Genomic DNA, 21543 nt, shown 5'->3' on the forward strand with positions numbered 1-21543 from the left:
ACGTCGCCGCCCTGGCCGAAAGTCCCGGCGCTAGCCCGCCGGGACCGGCCGAGGCCTTACCAGCTGTAGCGCACCTTCCCGTACACGTAGGTGCCGTTGAAGCCGAACGGCGAGAACACCGTGTAGGGCAGGGTGCCGTTGTTGTCGTTGGCGGGGATCACGCGGTTGGGGTAGGCGCCGAACAGGTTGTCGGCGCCCAGGGTGAAGGCCCAGCGGTCCAGCGTGTAGTTGAGCGCCAGATCGAACACCCACTTGGGATCGAACTTCTGGTCCAGCGCCGCGTTGGTCGAGTTGTACGAAGTGAAGCTGCCGTAGCGGGTCAGCGTGCTGTCCAGGCTCCAGGCGCCATTGGTGTAGAGCCAGTTGAAGATCAGCTTGTTGCGCGGCGTGGTGTCGGCGAGCAGGCCGTACTGGTCGCGCCGGTCGATGCGCCTGAAGCTCACGCCCAGGGCATCGAGCACGGCCGGATTGGGCCGCACGTCGGTCACCCTGTTCTGGTTGTAGTTGTAGCTGACCGTGCTGTGCAGCGTGGCGCCGTCGCCCACGTCGAACAGGTAGCTGGCCACCAGGTCGATGCCGCGGGTGCGCGTGTCCACCGCGTTGGTGAAGTAGGAGATGCCGCTGAAGTTGGTGTTGGCGATGCCGTTGGCGGCCAGGTAGTCGCGCACCGCGGGCGAGGTGGTGGGGATGGTGCTGGACAGCGTGATGCGGTCGCGGATCCGGATCTGGTAGACGTCGGCGCTCAAATCCAGCCCTTCCGCCGGACTCCACACCGCGCCGAAGGTCAGGTTGCGCGACTTCTCGGGCTTGAGCGGCTCGCCGCCCAGCAGCACCGCGATCGGGCTGGTCGAGGACACCAGACCGGTGTTGTAGATCCCGGCCGGCAGGCCCAGCGAATTGCCCGCGCCGAAATACAGCGAGGACGTGTACGAGTAGAACTGCTGCGCCAGGGACGGCGCGCGGAAGCCGGTGGAGGCGCTGCCGCGCAGGGCGAAGTGGTCGGTGAAGTCGAAGCGGCCTGCCAGGGCGCCGGACGTGGTGTTGCCGAAGTCCGAATAGTCCTCGTGGCGCACCGCGAGCGAGGTGCCCAGGCGGTCGGTGAGGTTGGTCTCCAGGCTCACGTACTCGGCCACGTCGTGGCGGGCATGCGAGCCGGCGTTGACCGGCTGGTAGCCGCCGAAGCCCTGCGCGCCGCCGGAGCGGCCGGAGGTGCCGGTGTAGTACGAGGGCAGGTCGCCGGCGCGGATCTGGTAGCTCTGGCGCAGGTACTCGGCGCCGAAGGCGAGCGTGACGTCGTTGGGCAGCCAGCCCACCGACAGGTCCTTGGCGACGTCCATGTCCAGCGACTGCTGCGCGTCGTCCAGGATGCCGTCGTGGAAGCGCGTGGGCGTGGTGCCGAAGTCGTTGAGGTAGGCGCGGTTGAGCGAGTTGGAGGTGGCGTAGGAGACACGGTTGCCGCCGTAGTTGCCCGACACGTCCCAGCGCCAGCCGCCGGCCGTCTTGCCGCGGATGCCCACCACCAGCGAGCGGTCGGTGGAGTCGGCGTTCTCCAGCGGCAGGTAGCCATTGGGATAGAGCGCGGGCACCGAGTTGGCGTTGGACAGGTTGCGGAAGAACGCGGGCGAGACGGTCAGGCGCCGGCCGAAATGGCCGAAGGCATAGAGCTGCGCCGCGGGCGAAAGGTCATATTGCGCGTTGAGCATCAGGTTGTGGTCGGTCACCGCCGGATCGCCGTAGCGCTGGGTGACCCCTTCCTGCGGCCGCGTGCGGTTGGGGCCGGCGTGGTTGGTGTAGTCCTGGTGGCCGTCCTGCACGGTGAAACGCGCCCAGCCGTTCTCGCCCAACGGCACGCCCGCGTTGGCGGTGCCCTGCCACTGGCGGCCGTCGCCGGCGGAGTACTGGCCGCCGGAGAGCGACACGTCGCCGCCCTGCGCGCCCTTCTTGAGCACGATGTTGATCACGCCGGCGATGGCGTCGGAGCCGTACTGCGCCGAGGCGCCGTCGCGCAGCACCTCGATGTGGTCGATCGCGTCGATCGGGATGGTATTGAGGTCCACCGCCTGCGAGCCGCGGCCCAGCACGCCGTTGGTCAGGATGATCGCGCCCGGGTGCCAGCGCTTGCCGTCGACCAGCACCAGCACCTGGTCGGGCGAGAGGCCGCGCAACTGCGCGGGGCGCTGCGAGTCGGCGGTGTCCGCGGCGGAAGGGCGCGGGAAGGTGAGCGAGGGGATCACCCGCGCCAGCGCGGTGGAGAGTTCGGAGGTGCCGGTCTGCTTGAGCAGGTTGGCCGAAACCACGTCCACCGGCGTGAGCGAACTGCTCTCGGTGCGGTTGTCCGCGCGCGTGCCGGTGACGATCACGGTGCCTAGGTTCTTGGCCTTCTTCGCCGCCGGAGCGCTGTCCTGGGCGTGGGCGGCGGAGCAGGCGAGCAGCACCGCCGCGGGAATGAGTGCAAGGCGGGGAAGGGCGCGGGATGGCTTCACGGAAAACTCCTGTAATGCGAGGGGCGATCGGGCCGACAGGCTTTGGGTCCAGGCGGGACGCCGTGTGGCCTTGCGATTGGGTCGCGGCAGGCTACTCCGCGCGGCTGGCCGCTGCCAAGGCGTGCGGCACGGAAACGCACCGTTGAAATTGGGACGGGCGACTCGATAATGCGCCCAGCCGTTTCACGGGGCGTCCTGCCCGGAGTAGTACAAGCCATGCCCATCTACGAGTTCGAATGCGTCCAGTGCGGGCACCGTTTCGACCGCCTGCAGAAACTTTCCGATCCCGATCCTTCCAGCTGCCCCTCCTGCGAGGCGCCGCGCGTGCAGCGCAAGGTGAGTGCGCCTTCGTTCCGGCTCGCCGGCAGCGGCTGGTACGAAACCGACTTCAAGAAGGACGGCGACAAGAAGCGCAACCTGGCCGGCGACGGCGAGGCCAAGGCGGCTTCCCCCGCTCCGGCTCCCGCGCCGGCTGCCGAGAGCAAGCCCGCCGCCGCCAGCGGCGACTGAGCGCGCGCCGCTTCGGTTCCGTTCGGCTTGCACAAGCCGAGCCCGGCGTGAAGGGCTTTTCCTGGAGCCGTGCGCCGAGCGAGGCTGCGGGCCGTACGCGGCTTTGAGCAGCGGGAAGCCCAAGGACGCCCTCGTGGCCATCGATGGTTACGGCCGATGCTAAAATCGCCCGTTCGCACGTCCACTTGCATCGAGCCCCGGAGTTTCCCTTCCTATGCGCACGCATCACTGCGGCCTCATCGACGAGTCGCTGGTCGGCCAGACCGTCACCCTGTGCGGCTGGGTCAACACGATCCGCCTGCAGAGCCACGTCGCCTTCGTCGATCTGCGCGACCACGAGGGGCTGGCCCAGGTGGTGATCGAGCGCGAGAACGCGGCTGCCTTCGCGGTGGCGGGCGAGGTCGGCAACGAATACTGCCTGAAGGTCACCGGCACGATCCGCAAGCGCCTGTCGGTCAACGACAAGCTCAGGACCGGCACGGTGGAGCTGCTGGCCGACACGGTCGAGGTGCTCAACGCGGCGAAGGACCTGCCCTTCGCGCTGCACGAGAACCCCAACGAGGACCTGCGGATGACCTACCGCTACCTCGATCTGCGCCGTCCGGAAATGCAGGCGATGATGCGCCGGCGCATCAGGCTGGTGCAGGCGCTGCGCAGGTACCTCGACGCACGCGGCTTCCAGGACATCGAGACGCCGATCCTGACCAAAGCCACGCCCGAGGGCGCGCGCGACTACCTGGTGCCCAGCCGCGTGCATCCGGGCCAGTTCTACGCGTTGCCGCAGTCGCCGCAGCTGTTCAAGCAGATCCTGATGATGGCCGGCTTCGACCGCTACTACCAGATCGCCCGCTGCTTCCGCGACGAGGATCTACGCGCCGACCGCCAGCCGGAATTCACCCAGCTCGACCTGGAGTTCGCCTTCGTCGAAGAGAAGGACGTGCAGGACTTCGTCGAGGCGATGATCCGCCACGTGTTCAAGGAGGTGGTGGACGTCGAGCTGGACGCCACCTTCCCGCGCATGACCTATGCCGAGGCCATGCGCCGCTTCGGTTCGGACAAGCCGGACCTGCGCATCGCGCTGGAGCTCGTCGACGTGGCCGACGCGCTCAAGGGCGTGGAGTTCAAGGTGTTCGCCGAGCCGGCCAACGATCCGGCCGGCCGCGTGGCCGCGCTGCGCGTGCCCGGCGGCGCCACGCTCTCGCGCAAGGACATCGACGGGCTGACCGAGTACGTCGCCAAGTACGGCGCCAAGGGCCTGGCCTGGATCAAGGTCGAGGACCGCGCCAAGGGCCGCGAGGGCGTGAGCTCGCCGGTGGCCAAGTTCCTCGACGACGCGGCGCTGGAGGCGGTGCTGGCCGCCGCCGGCGCGCAGACCGGCGACATCGTGTTCGTCGGCGCCGGCAAGTGGAAGGCGGTGTCGGACTTCATGGGCGCGCTGCGCCTGAAGGTCGGCAAGGACCGCGGCCTGGTCCAGGCGGGCTGGAAGCCGCTGTGGGTCACCGATTTCCCGATGTTCGAGTACGACGACGAGGAGCAGCGCTACGTCGCCCTGCATCATCCGTTCACCGCGCCCAAGGTCGACGACATCGCCGATCTGAAGGCCAACGCGGCCACCGCGGTCAGCCGCGGCTACGACATGGTGTTGAACGGCAACGAGATCGGCGGCGGCTCGATCCGCATCCACCGGCCGGAGATGCAGAGCGCGGTGTTCGAGTTGCTCGGCATCGGCGCGGAGGAGGCGCAGGCCAAGTTCGGCTTCCTGCTCAAGGCGCTCAAGTTCGGCGCGCCGCCGCACGGCGGCCTGGCCTTCGGCATCGACCGCATCGCCGCGCTGATGGCCGGCACCGAGTCGATCCGCGACGTGATCGCCTTCCCCAAGACCACCAGCGCGCAGGACCTGATGACCGACGCCCCCTCGCCGGTGGCCGAGGCGCAGCTGAAGGAATTGCATGTGGCTGTGAGAGGCGGGGAACGGGGAACGGGGAACGGGGAACGTTAAGCTTCCCGTTTTTCCGCCCGCGTGCGACCAGGAGGCTTGGCTGGCAACCGGGTCTGAAGCTGGCCGCTGACACCCCGTTCCCCGTTCCCCGTTCCCGGCCTAGCCCAAAGCATGCCCGACCAGATCATCCTGCTGCACGGCCTGTGGATGCGCGGCTTCGCGCTGGCCCTACTGCACAGGCGGATGGCCGAGGCGGGCTTCGCGGTCGACCGTTTCGACTACATGAGCGTGGTGGCGACGCAGGAACGCATCGTCGAGCGCCTGCATGCGCACATGCAGCGCCACGCATCCGGGCCGGTGCACCTGGTCGGCCACAGCCTGGGCGGCCTGCTCGCGCTGCAGGCCTGCCGGGAAGCCACCGGACTGCCGCCGGGGCGCATCGTCTGCCTCGGCTCGCCGCTCAAGGGCAGCGCCGCGGCGCGCGGCTTCGCCGGCTTCGGGCAGGGCGGCGAGGCGTTGCTGGGCCACAGCCGCGACCTGCTCGAACACGGCCTGGAACGCTGGGACGGCGAGCGGGAGGTCGGCATGATCGCCGGCCGCGTGCCGATCGGCCTGGGCGCGATGCTGGCGCACATGGAAGGCGCGCACGACGGCACCGTGGCGGTCGCCGAGACGCAACTGCCGGGCCTGGCCGACCACTGCGTGGTCGAGACCAGCCACACCGGCCTGCTGCTGTCGGCCGAGGTGGCCCGCCAGGTCGCGCATTTTCTGCGCAAGGGCCGCTTCGAGCGGGCCGCCGGCTGAGCCGTCCCGGCGTTTGCCGGGGCCACGCCGGCTTGGGGTAAAATCGCCCGCTTGTCCATTGTTCAGGTTTTCCCGCCATGGGTAGAGGCCCGTCCATCGAAGGCCGCAAGAACGCCGAGGACGCCAAGCGCGCCAAGGTGTTCACCAAGCTGATCCGCGAAATCACCGTCGCCACCCGCGCCGGCGTGGCCGACCCGGCCGCCAACCCGCGCCTGCGCGCGGCGGTGGACAAGGCGCTGTCGGCCAACATGACCAAGGACACCATCGAACGCGCGATCAAGCGCGGCTCCGGTGCCGAGGGCGGCGGCGAGGAACTGCGCTACGAAGGCTACGGCCCCGGCGGCGTGGCGATGATCATCGAATGCTTCACCGACAACCCCACCCGCACCGTGGCCGACGTGCGCCATGCGCTGACCAAGCACGGTGGCAACCTGGGCACTTCCGGTTCGGTGGCTTTCCAGTTCACCCGTTGCGGCGAGCTCACCTTCGCCACCGGCGGCGACGAGGCGGCCGAGGAGAAGGTGCTGGAGGCGGCGCTGGAAGCGGGCGCCGACGACGTGGTCAACGAGCACGGCGAGAGCACGGTGATCTGCGCGCCGGAGAACTTCGAGGCGGTGCAGCAGGCGCTGGCCGATGCCGGCCTGGTGGCGCTGCACGCAGGCGTGGGCATGCGCCCGAACAACCGCGTCGCGGTGCCGCCAGACGTGCTCGAGCCGCTCACCGACCTGCTCGAGCGCCTCGACGCGCTGGACGACGTGAGCGAGGTCTATCACAACGCCTTGTTGCCAAGCGATGGCTAGCAGGGCGGGCGGGGAGCACGGAACGGGGAACGGTGGGCAGGCGGATCTCGCCCGTTCCCCGTTCCCCGTTCCCCGTTCCCCTTCCTCCACCCGCATCATCGGCATCGACCCCGGCAGCCAGCGCACCGGCTTCGGGATCATCGACGTCGACGCGGCGGGCAAGCTCGCCCACGTGTGCCACGGGGCGCTGGCGGTGGCGGGCGAGGACACTTTCCCGCTGCGCCTGAAACGCATCTTTGACGAGCTGACGGCGATCATCGCAAGCCACCGGCCGGCCGAATGCGGCATCGAGCGGGTGTTCATGGCGCGCAACCCCGATTCGGCGCTGAAGCTCGGCCAGGCGCGCGGCGCGGCGATCTGCGCGGTGGCGGCCCAGGGCCTGGCAGTGCATGAATACGCGCCCACCGAAATCAAGCAGGCCGTGGTCGGCAGCGGCCGTGGCGACAAGAGTCAGGTGCAGCACATGATCGGTGTGCTGCTCGGCCTCAAAGGTCCGCTGCAGCCGGACGCGGCCGACGCGCTGGCGATCGCGGTAACCCATGCGCACACGCGCGCGAGCCTCGCGCGCGTGGGCATTCCCCGCACGGCCTGGAGACGGCGATGATCGGACGACTGCGCGGCATCCTGGTCTCCAAGCAGCCGCCCTGGCTGCTGGTGGACGTGGGCGGCGTCGGCTACGAGCTGGAAGCGCCGATGTCCACCATCTACGACCTGCCGCCCACGGGCAGGGAAGTCACCCTGCTCACCCATCACGCGGTGAAGGAGGACAGCGTCGCGCTGTACGGCTTCCTGCACGAGGCCGAGCGGGCGTTGTTCCGAAACCTGCAGAAGGTCTCGGGCATCGGCGCCAAGATCGCGCTGGCGGTGCTCTCGGGCGTGTCGACCAACGATTTCGCCCGGCTGGTGCAAGCCGGGGACGTCGTGGCGCTGACCAAGATCCCGGGCATCGGCAAGAAGACCGCCGAACGCATCGTGGTCGAACTGCGGGACCGTGTGGAGGGCATGGGCGTGGTTGCGCCGGGCGTCTTCGGCCGGAACGCGGGGGCACCCCTCGACCCGGCCGGCGAAGCCACCGTGGCTCTGCAGCAGCTCGGCTACAAGCCCGCCGAGGTGGCGCGGCTGGTGCAGAAGGTCGCGGCCGAGGGCGACGACGCCGAGGCGATCATCCGCAAGGCCCTGCGCGCCGCGCTCAGTGCCTGAAGCGAAGCCATGAACGATACATCCGGCAGCCACGCGCACGCCGGCGCCCAACAGCTGCACGGCGCCAAGAGCACGCTGATCCTGGGCGCCATCGGCGTGGTGTTCGGCGACATCGGCACCAGTCCGCTGTACACGCTGGGCGAGGTGTTCCGACCGGAATACGGCCTGCATCCGTCCGAAAGCACCGTGTTGGGCGTGCTCTCGCTGGTCACCTGGGCGCTGATCACGGTGGTGGCGATCAAGTACGTAAGCCTGGTGATGCGCGCCGACAACCGCGGCGAGGGCGGCATCATGGCGCTGATGACGCTGGCCCAGCGCGCGATCGGCGGCTCGCCCGCGGCGCGCCGCGTGGTGATGCTGATGGCGCTGCTCGGCGCGGCGCTGTTTTTCGGCGACGGCGTGATCACGCCGTCCATCTCGGTGCTGTCGGCCGTCGAGGGACTGGAGGTGATGGCGCCGGCGCTGGAGCGCTGGGTGGTGCCGCTGGCGGTATTGGTGCTCGTGTTCCTGTTCTGGCTGCAGCGGCACGGCACGGCCAAGGTCGGCACGCTGTTCGGGCCGGTGATGGCGCTGTGGTTCATGGCGCTGGCGGCGGTCGGCCTGTGGAACATCGTGCAGTCGCCGGACGTGCTAAGGGCGCTGTCGCCCTGGTACGCGGTGCGCTTCTTCGCCTCCCACGGCGCGATCTCCTTCGTCGCGCTGGGCGCCGTGGTGCTGTGCGTGACCGGCGCCGAGGCGCTGTACACCGACATGGGCCATTTCGGCCGCTTCCCGATCCGCGCGGCCTGGTTCGGTTTCGTGCTGCCGTCGCTGCTGCTCAACTACTACGGCCAGGGCGCGCTGTTGCTGCACGAGCCCAAGGCCGCGGTCAACCCGTTCTTCCACGCGGTGCCGGACTGGGCCGGCTATCCGATGATCCTGCTGGCCACGGCGGCGGCGGTGATCGCCTCGCAGGCGGTGATCTCCGGCGCGTTCTCGGTGACGCGCCAGGCGATCCAGCTCGGCTTCGTGCCGCGCATGCAGGTGGTGCATACCTCGCGCGAGGCGATCGGGCACATCTTCCTGCCCTGGGTGAACCGGGCGCTGATGGTGATGGTGATCCTCACCGTGGTCGGCTTCGGTTCCTCCAAGGCGCTGGGCGGCGCCTACGGCATCGCGGTCACCGGCACCATGGCGATCGACACCTTGCTGGTGATGCTGGTGGCCTGGCGCATGTGGAAGTGGAGCCTGGCGGTGGTGATCCCGCTGGCGCTGGCGCTGCTGTGCGTGGACCTGGCCTTCTTCGGCGCCAATACGCTGAAGATTCCGGACGGCGGCTGGTTCCCGCTGGTGCTGGGCCTGTTCCTGTTCGCCATCATGACCACCTGGCGGCGCGGCCGCGAACTGGTGGTGCGCGAGATCAAGCAGGGCGGCCTGGCGCTGGCGCCGTTCATCGCCAACATGGCCGAGCATCCGCCGCTGCGCGTGCCCGGCACGGCGGTGTTCCTCACCGCCGACCAGCACGCGGTGCCGCACGCGCTGCTGCACAACCTCAAGCACAACAAGGTGCTGCACGAGCGTAACGTGATGCTGACCGTGCAGATCCTGGAGACGCCGGTGGCCGAGGCGGACGAGCGCATCGAGATCACGCCCATGCAAGGCCAGTTCTATGGCCTGGAGCTGCGCTTCGGCTTCGCCGAGGACCCGAACATCCCGCAGGCGCTGTCGCTGTGCAGCCGCGCCGGGCTCAGCTTCGACCTGATGGACACCACCTTCTTCCTCTCGCGCGAGACCATCGTCGCCGACGTGCGCCGCCCCGGCATGGCGCCGTGGCGGGACAAGCTGTTCGCCTTCCTGGCGCGCAATGCGCTGCCGGCCACCGCGTTCTTCCAGATTCCCGGCAACCGGCTGATCGAACTGGGCGCGCAGGTGGAGATCTGAAGAGCGGGGAACGGGGAACAGGAAACGGGGAACGTGCAGGCGCCGGTGTGCCGGGGCCAGTGGTTTTGCCGATCCTCTTGATGTCGGTTGCGAGAGGATGTTCCCGTTCCCCGTTCCCCGTTCCCCGTTCCCCGTTCCCCGTTCCCCGTTCCCCTCGGCCATAATCCCCGCATGACCGAGGCCCGCATCATCACTCCCGCCGCCCAGCTCGACGACGAGGCGCTGGAGGCGTCCATCCGCCCGAAGCGCCTGGACGACTACCTGGGCCAGCAGGCGGTGCGCGAGCAGCTGTCGATCTACATCGAGGCGGCCAGGCGGCGCGGCGGCGCACTGGACCACGTGCTGATCTTCGGGCCGCCGGGCCTGGGCAAGACCACGCTTTCCCACGTGATCGCCAACGAACTGGGCGTCAACATCCGTTCGACCTCCGGGCCCGTGCTGGAGCGCGCCGGCGATCTGGCCGCGCTGCTGACGAACCTCGAGAAGAACGACGTGTTGTTCGTCGACGAGATCCATCGCCTTTCGCCGGTGGTGGAGGAAGTGCTCTACCCGGCGATGGAAGACTTCCAGATCGACATCATGATCGGCGAGGGCCCGGCCGCGCGCTCGATCAAGCTGGACCTGCCGCCGTTCACGCTGATCGGCGCGACCACGCGCGCTGGCCTGCTTACGGCTCCCCTGCGCGACCGCTTCGGCATCGTGCAGCGGCTGGAGTTCTATTCGCCCGGCGAGCTCACGGCCATCGTGCGCCGCTCGGCGCGCATCCTGGGCATCGAGTGCGAGGCCGAGGGCGCGGCCGAAATCGCCCGCCGCGCTCGCGGCACCCCGCGCATCGCCAACCGCCTGCTGCGCCGCGTACGCGACTACGCCGAGGTGCGCGCCGGCGGCAGGATCACCCGCGAGGCGGCGCAGGCGGCGATGGACATGCTGAAAGTGGATGCCGAAGGCTTCGACGAACTGGACCGGCGCATGCTCGCCACGATCATCGAGAATTTCGACGGCGGTCCGGTGGGCGTGGAATCCCTGGCCGCCGCGCTGTCGGAGGACCGCGGTACGCTGGAGGACGTGGTCGAGCCCTACCTGATCCAGCAGGGTTTCCTGGTCCGCACCGCGCGCGGGCGCATGGCCAGCGCCAAGGCCTGGCGGCACCTGGGACGCAACCCGCCGCCGCGGCAGACCATGGTCGGCGACATGTTCGGTGACGGCGTGGAAGGCTGAGCCCCGGCTCGCCCCCTCCGTGCTGCGGGCAACGTGCCGCAACCCCGGGATCGAGCGCGGTAGGCGTTCCCTCTGCCGTTCCACGGGGATGTGCCTCAAGGGCGCTCTTGCGACCAACTTCACTACACGGATCCGACATGCCCACAGCCCCCTTCACCTGGCCCGTCCGCGTCTACTGGGAAGACACCGATGCCGGCGGCGTGGTCTACCACGCCAGCTACCTGCGCTTCTTCGAGCGCGCCCGCAGCGAGTGGCTGCGGGCCCAGGGCGTGGACCAGCTGGCCTTCAAGGAGGCCACCGGCCTGGCCTTCATGGTCCGCTCGATGGAGCTCGATTTCCTGCGCCCGGCCCTGCTGGATGATGAACTGTCGGTGACGGTCGCCATCCAAGAATGGCGCGCAGCCAGTATCCTGTTCGGTCAAGCGATCGGCCGGGCGGACGGCACGGAGCTGGTCCGCGCCCAGGTGCGGGTCGCCTGCGTGGACCTCCGCCGCATGCGCCCGGCGCCGATCCCGGCCGACCTCATCCCCGGCCTCGACCCCTCTAAGACCTGAGCATGCGGAGAACCCCCAAGCCATGAACGGTGGATTGAACATTTTCAAGCTGGTCGCCGAGGCCAGCCTGCCCGTGCAGCTGGTGATGCTGCTCTTGCTGGTGTTCTCCTTCCTGTCGTGGGTCATCATCATCCGCAAGTATTCGCAGATGAAGGCGGCGACGGAAAACGCCGAGGCGTTCGAGGAACGCTTCTGGTCGGGTGGCGACCTGGCGGGCCTGTTCCGTGAAGTCAGCGCACGCCATGCCGACAATGGCGGTCTGGAGACCATCTTCGAATCGGGCTTCCGCGAATTCGCGCGCCAGCGCCAGCGCAAGACGAACGACATGCGCATCGTGATGGAGGGCACCGAGCGCGCCATGCGCGTGGCCGGCACGCGCGAGATCGGCCGGCTCGAGCGCAATCTGGAATTCCTCGCCAACGTCGGCTCGATCAGCCCCTACGTGGGCCTGTTCGGCACCGTGTGGGGCATCATGGGCGCCTTCCAGGGCCTGGGCGAGGTCAAGGACGTGACCATCGCCGTGGTCGCCCCGCACATCTCCGAGGCGCTGATCGCCACCGCCATGGGCCTGTTCGCCGCGATCCCGGCGGTGTGGGCGTACAACCGCTACGCCAACAAGGTCGAGCGCGTGGCTTCGCGCTACGAGGTGTTCCAGGAGGAGTTCTCCTCGGTGCTGCAGCGGCAGATCCAGACCGACGAAGCGCTCTGAGGGGCAGGCCATGGCCATGCGAAACGCCGCGCGCCACAAGCGCATGAAGCTCAAGTCCGAGATCAACGTCGTGCCCTACATCGACGTGATGCTGGTGCTGCTGATCATCTTCATGGTCACCGCGCCGATGTTGAACGCCAACGTCGACGTCAACCTGCCGCAGGCCAACGCCAAGTCGCTGGCCGACAAGAAGAACCCGGTGATCATCTCGGTCGGCGCCGACGGCAGCCTGTTCCTCACCCTGGAAGGGGCCAAGAAGGAGCCGGTCGACGTCGCCACCATGCAGGCCAAGGTCGGCGCCTTCGTCAAGGCCAACCCGGACATCAGCGTGCTGGTGGCCGGCGACCGCGAAGGCAAGTACGAAGGCGTCTACCAGGTGCTGGCCGATCTGCAGCAGGCCGGCGTCAGCAAGGTCGGCCTGATGAGCCAGCCGCAGGGCGCGGGCGCGGGCAATGCGGGAAAATAAGGGCACTTCCACGGCGGTCGTCCTTTCCGCCGTACTGCACTTGGGTATCGTCGGCTTCCTCGCGCTGGCGATCGTGCCGTGCTCGTTCTACGAAAGCCTGTTCAGCGCGCTGCATCTGCCGGCGAGCTGGAACCCGATCACCTGCGCCAAGCCGCTCCAGCTGCAGGGCCCGGTCATCGAGGCCACGCTGATCGGCCCCACCGGCGCGCCGCCGCCCAAGCCGGTCAAGAACGCCAAGCGCGAGCCGACCACGCCGCCGCCGCCCAGCGTACCGCCGCCGCAGGTGCAGACGCCGCCACCACAGATCAAGACGCTGCCGCCGCCGCCGGAGCATCCGGACGTGGTCGACCAGGAAAAGGTCGTCGCCGACGCCCTGCAGAAGGCCGAAGACGCGAAGAAGGAACAGGAAGAAAAGCAGCGCCAGCGGCAGGCCGAGCTGGACGCGCAGGCGGCCAAGAAAAAGGAAGAGCAGAAAAAGCAGCTCGACGAGCTGTTCGCCAAGATGGACGCCGCCGCGGCGGCCCGCCAGAAGCTGGAGAACAAGGCCAAACAGGCCAAGCAGCAGATGGAGGACCTCAAGAACGCGCAGGACACCGGCGAGGCCAACCTGCCCAACGCGGCACAGCGCCAGACCGGCAACAACGCCCAGAACAGCGCGCTGACGGATCAGTATCTAGCTGCCATTCAGAATGCGGTCACGCCCAACTGGTTACGTCCGGATAACATGCCGGATGTTCCGTGCGTCGTGCACATCGTGCAGCTGCCCGGCGGCGACGTGATGAGCGCCAAGGTCGATGCGGGCTGTCCCTACGACGACGCCGGCAAGCGCTCCATCGAGAATGCCGTGCTGCGCACGAAAACCTTGCCCTACAAGGGTTTCGAGAGCGTTTTCCAGCGCGAAATCACGCTTACCTTCCGGCCGCAGTGAGTCCTTCATGCGCAAACTGAAATCGCTCTTGTCCCTTGCCGCCGTGTGCCTGGTGGCCCTTCTTGCCGCCGCGCCGGCGGGTGCGCAGTCGCTGAACGTCGACATCGTCGGCGGCCTGAAGACCGCCACGCCGATCGTCGTGGTGCCGTTCGCGCAGGCAGGCGGCGCGCCGCTGCCCACCGACGTGGCCGACGTGATCCGCAACGATTTCAACCGCTCGGGCAAGTTCCGCGCGCTGGCCAAGAGCGAGATCGTCGAGTCGCCTTCGCGCGGCGCGGACATCAAATTCGCCACCTGGCGGCTGCTCAAGCAGGACTACATCACCGTCGGGCGCATCAGCGACGCCGGCGGCGGCCTGCTCAAGGTCGAGTACGAGCTGTGGGACGTCAACAAGCAGCAGAACCTGCTGGCGCAGTCCTATACCGCCCCGGCCGGCGACTTGCGCGGCGTGGCGCACCAGATCGCCGACGCGATCTACGAGAAGATCACCGGCGTGCGCGGCGCGTTCTGGACCCGCATCGCCTACGTCACCGCCGTGGGCCTGGGCAACAACACCACCTACTCGCTGATCGTGGCCGATTCGGACGGCTACAACCCGCAGGTCGTGGCCCGCTCGCGCGAGTCGCTGCTGTCGCCGGCCTGGTCGCCGGACGGCAAGAAGATCGCCTATGTGTCCTTCGAGAGTGGCAACTCGCAGGTCTACATCCAGGACGTCACCACCGGCTCGCGCCAGCTGATCGCCGCGCACAAGAAGGGCATCAACGGCGCGCCGGCCTGGTCGCCGGACGGCAGCAAGCTGGCGGTGTCGCTCTCCTTCGTGGGCAACCCGGAGATCTACGTGATCGACATGGCCAGCCGCCACGAGACGCGCCTGACCCACAGCCTGTCGATCGATACCGAGCCGACCTGGGCGCCGGACGGCCAGAGCATCTACTTCACCTCCGACCGCTCCGGGCGGCCGCAGATCTACCAGATGCCCGCCACCGGCGGCACGCCCACGCGCATCAGCTTCCAGGGCCAGAACAACGCCAACGCCGACGTCAGCTACGACGGCAAGCAGATCGCCATGGTGCAGGGCAACGGGAACGTGTATCGTATTGCCATTATGGATCGCAGTCTGGGTGGGCAGGTGCGCTTCATCTCGCCCGGCCCGATTGACGACTCCCCGAGCTTCGCACCGAACGCCAGCATGCTGTTGTACGCGGCCACGGAAGGACGCCGCGGCGTGCTGTATGCCGTTTCGGCCGATGGCCAGGTCCGTCAACGTCTCGTGCTGTCCGACGGCGACGTACGCGAACCGGCCTGGGGCCCGTACCGGCAGCGTTGAGTTTTATTGACCGCTGGGCGCCAACGCGTCCGGCGGAACGGCCATGGAATGGGCCGAAACGACGCTTCGGCGTCAGTTCGCTTCTGGCGGGCGCCTCCCAAAGGGCGTTGGCCAATCGGTCGCCAGGGCCTTTAGCGCCTGGCCCGCGGCAGTACCAAGCGTCACACAACAAGCCGGACCACCGGCGACCACCACCCGAAACCGCAATCGTCATTGACTGTCGGAACTCAAACCCGTTTGAAGGAACATCACCCATGAATAAGACCGCTCGCGTCGCCCTGGTCGCCCTGCTCTGCGTTGGCGCGGCCGCTTGCTCCAAGAAGCAGGAAGTCAAGCCGCAGCCCCAGCCGGAGCAGGCTCCGGTCACCCAGCCGGCGCAGACCAACAACAAGTACACCCCGGCCGACCTCGACACCGACGCCTGCCTGCGTCAGCGCGTCGTGTACTTCGATTTCGACAAGACCGAGATCAAGCCGGAGTTCCAGCAGATCATGGCGTGCCACGCCAAGTACCTGCAGGACCGTCCGGAATCGCACATCCGTCTGGAAGGCAACACCGACGAGCGCGGCACCCGCGAATACAACCTGGGTCTGGGCGAGCGCCGCGGCAATGCCGTGTCCGACGCCCTGCAGGCCAACGGCGGCCAGGCCAGCCAGCTCGAAGTGATCTCCTACGGCAAGGAAAAGCCGGTGTGCCGTGAGCACAACGAGGATTGCTGGAGCAAGAACCGCCGCGTCGAGATCGTCTACACGGCGAAGTAATGAAGACCGCACTGGCTAAGCAGTTCATGGCCAGGCTCGGCATGGCGGGCGCGATCGCGTCCGCCATGCTTTTTGCCGTCCCGGTCCTGGCGCAGGACTCCCGCCTGAGCCTCGCCGACCGCGTGTCGCGGCTCGAGCAGCAGGCGCAGGCGCAGAACCAGGGCGGCACCGGCATGGTCAACCAGGTGCAGCAACTGCAGGCGCAGGTGCAGCAGCTGCAGGGCCAGGTCGAGGAACTGCAGCATCAGCTGCAGGATATGCAGGACAAGAGCAAGGCGCAGTACGTCGACCTCGATTCGCGGCTGGGCCGCCTCGAGGGCAAGGGCGCCGGCACGAATACTCCCGCCGCGGGCCCAGGCGCTCCCGCTTCATCCGGCTCGGCCGCCAAGGTGCCGGCGCCGGCCACTGGGGCGCCGTCGACGGCCGCCGCGCCCGCCAGCGCGGGCAGCGCACCCGCCGCGGCTCCCGATGCCGCCTCGCAGGCCGCCTACGACGCCGCCTTCAAGGCGCTGCGTGCGGGCGACTACGCCCAGGCCTCGCGCGGCTTCCGTGGCTTCATCCAGCAGTACCCGGACAACAGCCTCACGCCCAACGCCTGGTATTGGCTGGGCGAGTCGTACTACGTGACCATGAACTACCCGGTGGCGCTGGAGGCCTTCCAGCGGCTGCTCTCGCAGTTCCCGCAGAGCGAGAAGGCGCCCGACGCGCTGCTCAAGGTCGGCTACAGCCAGCTCGAGCTCAAGCAGACCGACGCCGGCAAGGCCACGCTGCAATCGGTCACCAGCAAATACCCCAGTTCCCGCGCCGCCAGCCTGGCGCAGGAACGCCTGCGCCGACTGCAGCTGCAATCGGCGATCCGCTGAGGCGGTCGTGAGCAGTACCGACGCGGGCATGGCGCCCGTCGTGCCGATGCCGGCCGAGCGCCTGCGCATCACCGAGATCTTCCATTCGATCCAGGGCGAAGCCGACGCGATCGGCTGGCCCACCGTGTTCGTGCGCCTGACCGGCTGCCCGCTGCGCTGCGTCTGGTGCGATACCGAGTATTCCTTCCACGGCGGCCAGTGGCACGACATCGACGACATCCTCGCCGAGGTGGCACGGCACGGCGCGCGCCACGTCTGCGTGACCGGCGGCGAGCCGTTGGCGCAGAAGCGCTGCCTGATCCTGCTGCGACGGCTGTGCGACGCCGGCTACGAGGTGTCGCTGGAAACCTCCGGCGCGCTGGACGTGTCCGCCGTCGATCCGCGCGTGCGCAAGGTGATGGACCTGAAGGCGCCCGATTCGGGCGAATGCGCGCGCAACCTGTGGGCCAATCTCGACCACTTGTCGCCGCACGACCAGTTAAAGATCGTGATCGCCAGCCATGCCGATTACGAATGGGCGCGCGGCGTGGTCGCCGAGCACGCGCTGGAGCGGCGCTGCATGGTGCTGTTCTCGCCGGTACACGGCGCGGTGCAGCCGCGCGAGCTGGCCGAATGGATCCTCCAAGACCGCCTGCCTGTGCGCTTCCAGCTCCAGTTGCACAAGCTGCTCTGGAACGACGCGCCGGGCCACTGAGATCGCTTCTTCTGCCGATGGGCGGGCTGTGCCTTCATCGCACCTGTCCAAGCTCGAGGCGGGAATCGCCATACGCGCCGTGGCCTGTGCCGCCGCGAGCGCCTTCCGGCCGGTGACCGGCCGCATGCAAGGAACCGTTTCATGTCCCATACCAACCCACGCAAGGCCGTCGTGCTCGTTTCCGGCGGCATGGACTCGGCCGTCACCCTCGCCATCGCGCGCGAGCAGGGCTTCACCGTGCACGCGCTCAGCGTCGCCTACGGCCAGCGCCACGGCTCCGAGCTGGAAGCGGCCGGGCGCGTCGCCCGCACGCTCGGCGCGGCCGAGCACAAGACCGTGCAGGTCGACCTGCGCAGCATCGGCGGCTCGGCGCTCACCGCCGACATCGACGTACCGACCGATTCGGCCGACGGCGGCGAGGGGATTCCCGTCACCTACGTGCCCGCGCGCAACACCATCATGCTGTCGATCGCGCTGGGCTGGGCCGAAGTGCTCGGCGCCAGCGACATCTTCTGCGGCGTCAACGCGGTCGACTATTCCGGCTACCCCGATTGCCGGACTGCCTTCATCGAGGCCTTCGAGCGGCTGGCCAACGTCGCCACCAAGGCCGGCGTCGAAGGCGCGTCCTTGCGCATCCATGCGCCGCTGATGCACATGAGCAAGGCCGACATCGCACGCGAGGGCGGGCGCCTGGGCGTGGATTTCGCGCAGACGGTGAGCTGCTACCAAGCCGATCCGCAAGGCCGCGCCTGCGGCCACTGCGATGCCTGCCGCCTGCGTGCCGAGGGCTTCCGCGCCGCCGGGCTCGCCGATCCGACCCGCTACGCCTGATCGCGGGCGCCGAAGCGCCGGCGTGCACCGCCGGTTTGCTTGTGCCATCGCGTACCAGCCCATAAAATCGCCCGTCCGCCTCGATGGGTCGTTAGCTCAGTTGGTAGAGCAGTAGACTTTTAATCTATTGGTCCCGGGTTCGAGTCCCGGACGACCCACCATCCCGACCCGCGAGTCTCGCGGGTTTTTTTTCGCCCGCAGGCCAACGCTTGCCACGCGCGCGCGCGGGCGCGAAGCTGCGTTCTTTGCGGCGACGAAGAGGTGGCATGTGGACTGGGTGGATCTGCGCAGCGACACGGTGACCAGGCCCACGCCTGCCATGCGCGCATCGATGCTCGACGCTCCGGTGGGCGACGACGTCTACGGCGAAGACCCGACCGTCAACGCGCTGCAGCAGCGCGTGGCCGCCGACCTCGGCTTCGAGGCGGCGCTGTTCGTGCCCAGCGGCACGCAGTCCAACCTGCTGGCGCTGATGTCGCACTGCGAACGCGGCGACGAATACATCGTCGGCATGGACGCGCACACCTACAAGTTCGAAGGCGGCGGTGCCGCCGTGCTCGGTTCGATCCAGCCGCAGCCGATCGTGCAGGACGCCGACGGCAGACTGCCGCTGGACCGCGTGGAGGCGGCGATCAAGCCGGTCGATCCGCATTTCGCCCGCACGCGCCTGCTCGCGCTGGAGAACACCTGGCACGGCCGCGTGCTGCCGATGGATTACCTGCGCGCCGCGCACGACTTCGCCCGCGAGCGGGGCCTCGCCCTGCACCTGGACGGCGCGCGGCTGTACAACGCGGCGGTGGCCTGCGGCGTGCCCGCGGGCGAGATCACCCGCTACTTCGACAGCGTGTCGGTGTGCCTTTCCAAGGGGCTGGGTGCGCCGGTCGGATCGGTGCTGGCCGGTTCGGCCGCGCTGATCGACAAGGCGCGGCGCTGGCGCAAGGTCGCCGGCGGCGGCTGGCGCCAGGCCGGCATGCTCGCAGCGGCGGGCCTGCATGCGCTCGACCATCATGTCGCGCGGTTGGCGCAGGACCATGCGCGCGCCGCGCGACTGGCCGCGCAGCTGGCGGAACTGCCGGGCCTGCGGCTGCTCGGCCAGCACACCAACATGGTCTTCGTCGAAGTGCCGGCCGAACGCCTGCGCGAACTGGATGTCCACCTGCGCGAGGCCGGCGTCCGCATCAGCATCGGCTACCTGCCCACGCTGCGGCTGGTCACCCACCTGGACGTGGACGACGACGGCGTGGCCCGCACGGTGGCGGCGTTCGCCGCGTTCTTCGCGCGCGCGTGAGGCCGCTCGCCGACCGGCCCTTGCGGTATCCACGTCCTGATCCTTCCCCGCGAACGCGGCGGGAAGGACCAGGGCCGCGGCTGGCGATCAGCCGGCGCGTTGGGCCGTGCGGATGAAGTCGCGCACCTGCGGGTAGACGATCTCGCGCCAGCGGCGGCCGCTGAAGATGCCGTAGTGGCCGGCGCCCTCGATCACCCTGTGCGCGTGCCGTTCGGCCGGGATGCCGGTGCACAGCCCGTGCGCCGCCCCGGTCTGGCCCAGGCCCGAGATGTCGTCCAGTTCACCCTCGATGGTGAGCAGCGCGCTGCGCGTGATGGCGCCGGGGTTCACCCGCTCGCCGGCGACGTCCCACAGCCCTCGCGGCAACAGGAACTGCTGGAACACGGTACGGATGGTGTCCAGGTAGTAGCCGGCCGGCATGTCCAGCACGGCGTTGTACTCGTCGTAGAAGCGCCGGTGCGCCTCGGCGTCGTCCAGGTCGCCGCGCAGCAGGTCGAGATAGAAGTCCCAATGCGACGAGAGGTGGCGGCCCGGGTTCATCGCGATGAAGCCCGCGTGCTGCAGGAAGCCCGGATACACCTTGCGGCCGCGCCCGGGGTAGTTGGCCGGCACCGTGTGGATCAGGTTCGATTCGAACCAGGACAGCGGCTGCTGGGTGGCCAGGTCGTTGACGCTGGTCGGGCTCTGGCGCGGGTCGATCGGTCCGCCCATCATCACCAGGCTGCGGGGCGTCTCCTCGCCGCGCGCGGCCATCAGGGAAACCGCCGCCAGCACCGGCACGGTCGGCTGGCACACCGAAATCACGTGCAGCTCGCGCGCGCCGATGTGGCGGATGAACTGTTCCACGTAGCCGACGTAGTCGTCCAGACGGAACATGCCTGCCTCGGCCGGCACCATGCGCGCGTCGATCCAATCGGTGACGTAGACCTTGTGGTCGCGCAGCAGCGTGCGGACGGTATCGCGCAGCAAAGTGGCGTGATGGCCCGAAAGCGGCGCCACCACCAGCACCACCGGCTGGCCGCGCATCGCTTCGAGGGTGGCCGGGTCGTCGCTGAAGCGCTTGAAGCGCTTCAACTGGCAGAACGGCAGTTCGAGCGCGGTCTGCTCCACCACCGCCACGGTCTGCCCGTGCGCCTGGATCTCATGGATGCCGAAGACGGGCTTCTCGTATTCCTTGCCCAGCCGGTACAAAAGTTCGCAGCCGGCGGCCCAGCGCGCGGCGCCGGGCAACTGCGCCAGCAGGCTGCCTGGTTCGTTGAACATCTTCGCGCTGGCTTGCGCGAAGTAGCTCATCGGGCCCATGAAGGCGCGTTGCCACTCGTGGAGTTGGTAGAGCATGGGAAGTCGGCTGCCGTCGAAAAGCCGAGTCTAGTGGCTTCGCGCAAGAATTGCTGCAGTGCCGCATGGTGTCGGCGCGGGGGCAGGGCGACGCACAGCCCAGCGGCGGCGCATAGCAGCCGGTCGCGCCGTCATCCGTCGCGCCGGCACACCAGCAGCACCTCGTCCACGCCGGCGTCATCGGCAAGACCCTCGCGCCAGCGCAGCGGCTTCTGGAACCTGAGCCCCAGCGGCATGAACACCCGGTTGTACCACCACATCGCGCGTTCGCGCCGGTGGATCAGATACCACTGGCCGAGCTCGAGCAGGCGCGAGGACTTCGGCTGCATGCCGTAGACCGCGCTGCGCTCGAGGGTGAAGCCGTGCGCCGCGAGCCGCGCGCGGATGCCCGCCGGCTCGTAGCGCCGGCAATGCCCCACGAACTCGTCGAAGGCGGTCCACGCCTCCGGATGCAGCGGCACCGACAGCAGCAGCGTCGCGCCCGGCGCGGCCACGCGCGCAAGCTCGCGCAGGGCGCCCTCGTCGTCGGCCACGTGCTCGAGGATGTCGAACGCGCACACCAGGTCGAACCGTGCGTCGGCGCAGGGCAGGGCGCCGATCATGCCGTGCATGGCGTCGGCGCCGCGGGCGCGCAGCTGGCGCAGGGCCGCATGGCTCAGGTCGACGAAGCAGGTGCCTTCCAGCGGCAGCCGCGGGCGCAGGCCGGGCGCCACCTCCAGCCGGCGCGGCGCGGCCGCGGTCAGTTCATGCACCAAGGGCCAGGTGTTGAAGCGTTGCGGCTCGACCAGCCGCGCCTGCGCCCACAGCGCCTCGTAGAAGTCGCGGTTGGCGCGCAGCAGTTCAGCGTCGTCACGCCGCGGCGAGAGGCTCTCCATGCCGACCTTGTACAGCAAGCACGGCCGTGGCGGAG

21 protein-coding genes and 1 tRNA gene are annotated in these 21543 nt (G+C 68.8%); 19 read left to right on the plus strand and 3 right to left on the minus strand.

Annotated elements, in window-relative coordinates; genetic code table 11:
* Positions 1-56: 56 nt before the first annotated feature.
* Positions 57-2483: a TonB-dependent receptor gene (locus VGU03_RS07185; RefSeq protein ID WP_327479704.1), complete on the minus strand. Its 2427-nt coding sequence runs from the start codon at positions 2481-2483 to the stop codon at positions 57-59.
* A gap of 216 nt (positions 2484-2699) precedes the next feature.
* On the opposite strand from VGU03_RS07185, the gene VGU03_RS07190 reads away from it, so the two are divergent.
* The 19 genes from VGU03_RS07190 (at position 2700) to ltaE (ending at position 19295) form a co-directional block, all read left to right on the plus strand.
* On the plus strand, positions 2700-2993 hold the full coding sequence (locus VGU03_RS07190; RefSeq protein ID WP_327479705.1) for a zinc ribbon domain-containing protein: 294 nt from the start codon (positions 2700-2702) through the stop codon (positions 2991-2993).
* A 214-nt stretch (positions 2994-3207) separates the two neighbouring features.
* Positions 3208-4992 (plus strand): aspartate--tRNA ligase, encoded by a 1785-nt coding sequence (gene aspS / locus VGU03_RS07195; RefSeq protein ID WP_327479706.1) that lies wholly within the window; start codon positions 3208-3210, stop codon positions 4990-4992.
* A 111-nt stretch (positions 4993-5103) separates the two neighbouring features.
* Positions 5104-5736 carry an esterase/lipase family protein gene (locus VGU03_RS07200; RefSeq protein ID WP_327479707.1) on the plus strand — a complete coding sequence of 211 codons (633 nt, stop codon included), beginning with the start codon at positions 5104-5106 and terminating at the stop codon, positions 5734-5736.
* A gap of 77 nt (positions 5737-5813) precedes the next feature.
* On the plus strand, positions 5814-6536 hold the full coding sequence (locus VGU03_RS07205; RefSeq protein ID WP_327479708.1) for a YebC/PmpR family DNA-binding transcriptional regulator: 723 nt from the start codon (positions 5814-5816) through the stop codon (positions 6534-6536).
* Positions 6529-7140, plus strand: a complete 612-nt coding sequence (ruvC, locus tag VGU03_RS07210) for a crossover junction endodeoxyribonuclease RuvC (protein WP_327479709.1) — start codon at positions 6529-6531, stop codon at positions 7138-7140. Before VGU03_RS07205 ends, ruvC begins: the two co-directional genes overlap by 8 nt.
* On the plus strand, positions 7137-7736 hold the full coding sequence (gene ruvA, locus VGU03_RS07215; RefSeq protein ID WP_327479710.1) for a Holliday junction branch migration protein RuvA: 600 nt from the start codon (positions 7137-7139) through the stop codon (positions 7734-7736). Before ruvC ends, ruvA begins: the two co-directional genes overlap by 4 nt.
* A 9-nt stretch (positions 7737-7745) precedes the next feature.
* On the plus strand, positions 7746-9656 hold the full coding sequence (locus tag VGU03_RS07220) for a potassium transporter Kup (protein ID WP_327479711.1): 1911 nt from the start codon (positions 7746-7748) through the stop codon (positions 9654-9656).
* Between the two features lie 171 nt (positions 9657-9827).
* Positions 9828-10874 (plus strand): Holliday junction branch migration DNA helicase RuvB, encoded by a 1047-nt coding sequence (ruvB, locus tag VGU03_RS07225; RefSeq protein WP_327479712.1) that lies wholly within the window; start codon positions 9828-9830, stop codon positions 10872-10874.
* A 137-nt stretch (positions 10875-11011) separates the two neighbouring features.
* Positions 11012-11428 carry a tol-pal system-associated acyl-CoA thioesterase gene (gene ybgC / locus VGU03_RS07230; RefSeq protein ID WP_327479713.1) on the plus strand — a complete coding sequence of 139 codons (417 nt, stop codon included), beginning with the start codon at positions 11012-11014 and terminating at the stop codon, positions 11426-11428.
* A gap of 22 nt (positions 11429-11450) precedes the next feature.
* Positions 11451-12137 (plus strand): protein TolQ, encoded by a 687-nt coding sequence (gene tolQ / locus VGU03_RS07235; RefSeq protein WP_327479714.1) that lies wholly within the window; start codon positions 11451-11453, stop codon positions 12135-12137.
* A gap of 16 nt (positions 12138-12153) precedes the next feature.
* Positions 12154-12603, plus strand: coding sequence for a protein TolR (gene tolR, locus VGU03_RS07240; protein ID WP_327479745.1), 450 nt, complete (start codon positions 12154-12156; stop codon positions 12601-12603).
* Positions 12590-13531, plus strand: coding sequence for a cell envelope integrity protein TolA (tolA, locus tag VGU03_RS07245; protein WP_327479715.1), 942 nt, complete (start codon positions 12590-12592; stop codon positions 13529-13531). Before tolR ends, tolA begins: the two co-directional genes overlap by 14 nt.
* Before the next feature lie 7 nt (positions 13532-13538).
* Positions 13539-14858, plus strand: coding sequence for a Tol-Pal system beta propeller repeat protein TolB (gene tolB, locus VGU03_RS07250; RefSeq protein WP_327479716.1), 1320 nt, complete (start codon positions 13539-13541; stop codon positions 14856-14858).
* Positions 14859-15112: 254 nt separating this feature from the next.
* A complete protein-coding gene (pal, locus tag VGU03_RS07255) occupies positions 15113-15619 on the plus strand; it encodes a peptidoglycan-associated lipoprotein Pal (protein ID WP_327472287.1) in 507 nt (168 codons plus the stop codon).
* Positions 15619-16482, plus strand: a complete 864-nt coding sequence (gene ybgF, locus VGU03_RS07260; protein WP_327479717.1) for a tol-pal system protein YbgF — start codon at positions 15619-15621, stop codon at positions 16480-16482. Before pal ends, ybgF begins: the two co-directional genes overlap by 1 nt.
* Before the next feature lie 28 nt (positions 16483-16510).
* Positions 16511-17176, plus strand: a complete 666-nt coding sequence (gene queE, locus VGU03_RS07265; RefSeq protein WP_414655948.1) for a 7-carboxy-7-deazaguanine synthase QueE — start codon at positions 16511-16513, stop codon at positions 17174-17176.
* A 141-nt stretch (positions 17177-17317) separates the two neighbouring features.
* Positions 17318-18007 (plus strand): 7-cyano-7-deazaguanine synthase QueC, encoded by a 690-nt coding sequence (gene queC, locus VGU03_RS07270; RefSeq protein WP_327479718.1) that lies wholly within the window; start codon positions 17318-17320, stop codon positions 18005-18007.
* Positions 18008-18092: 85 nt separating this feature from the next.
* Positions 18093-18168 (plus strand) — tRNA-Lys (locus VGU03_RS07275).
* Between the two features lie 107 nt (positions 18169-18275).
* Positions 18276-19295 carry a low-specificity L-threonine aldolase gene (gene ltaE / locus VGU03_RS07280; protein ID WP_327479719.1) on the plus strand — a complete coding sequence of 340 codons (1020 nt, stop codon included), beginning with the start codon at positions 18276-18278 and terminating at the stop codon, positions 19293-19295.
* 87 nt (positions 19296-19382) lie between these two features.
* On the opposite strand, the gene VGU03_RS07285 is transcribed toward ltaE, so the two are convergent.
* Both VGU03_RS07285 and VGU03_RS07290 read right to left on the minus strand, forming a co-directional pair.
* Positions 19383-20633 (minus strand): polyhydroxyalkanoate depolymerase, encoded by a 1251-nt coding sequence (locus VGU03_RS07285; protein ID WP_327479720.1) that lies wholly within the window; start codon positions 20631-20633, stop codon positions 19383-19385.
* 131 nt (positions 20634-20764) lie between these two features.
* Positions 20765-21508 (minus strand): class I SAM-dependent methyltransferase, encoded by a 744-nt coding sequence (locus VGU03_RS07290; RefSeq protein WP_327479747.1) that lies wholly within the window; start codon positions 21506-21508, stop codon positions 20765-20767.
* Positions 21509-21543 lie beyond the last annotated feature (35 nt).

Origin of the sequence: Frateuria sp., assembly GCF_035944355.1 — a bacterium.
GTDB lineage: Bacteria > Pseudomonadota > Gammaproteobacteria > Xanthomonadales > Rhodanobacteraceae > Frateuria_A.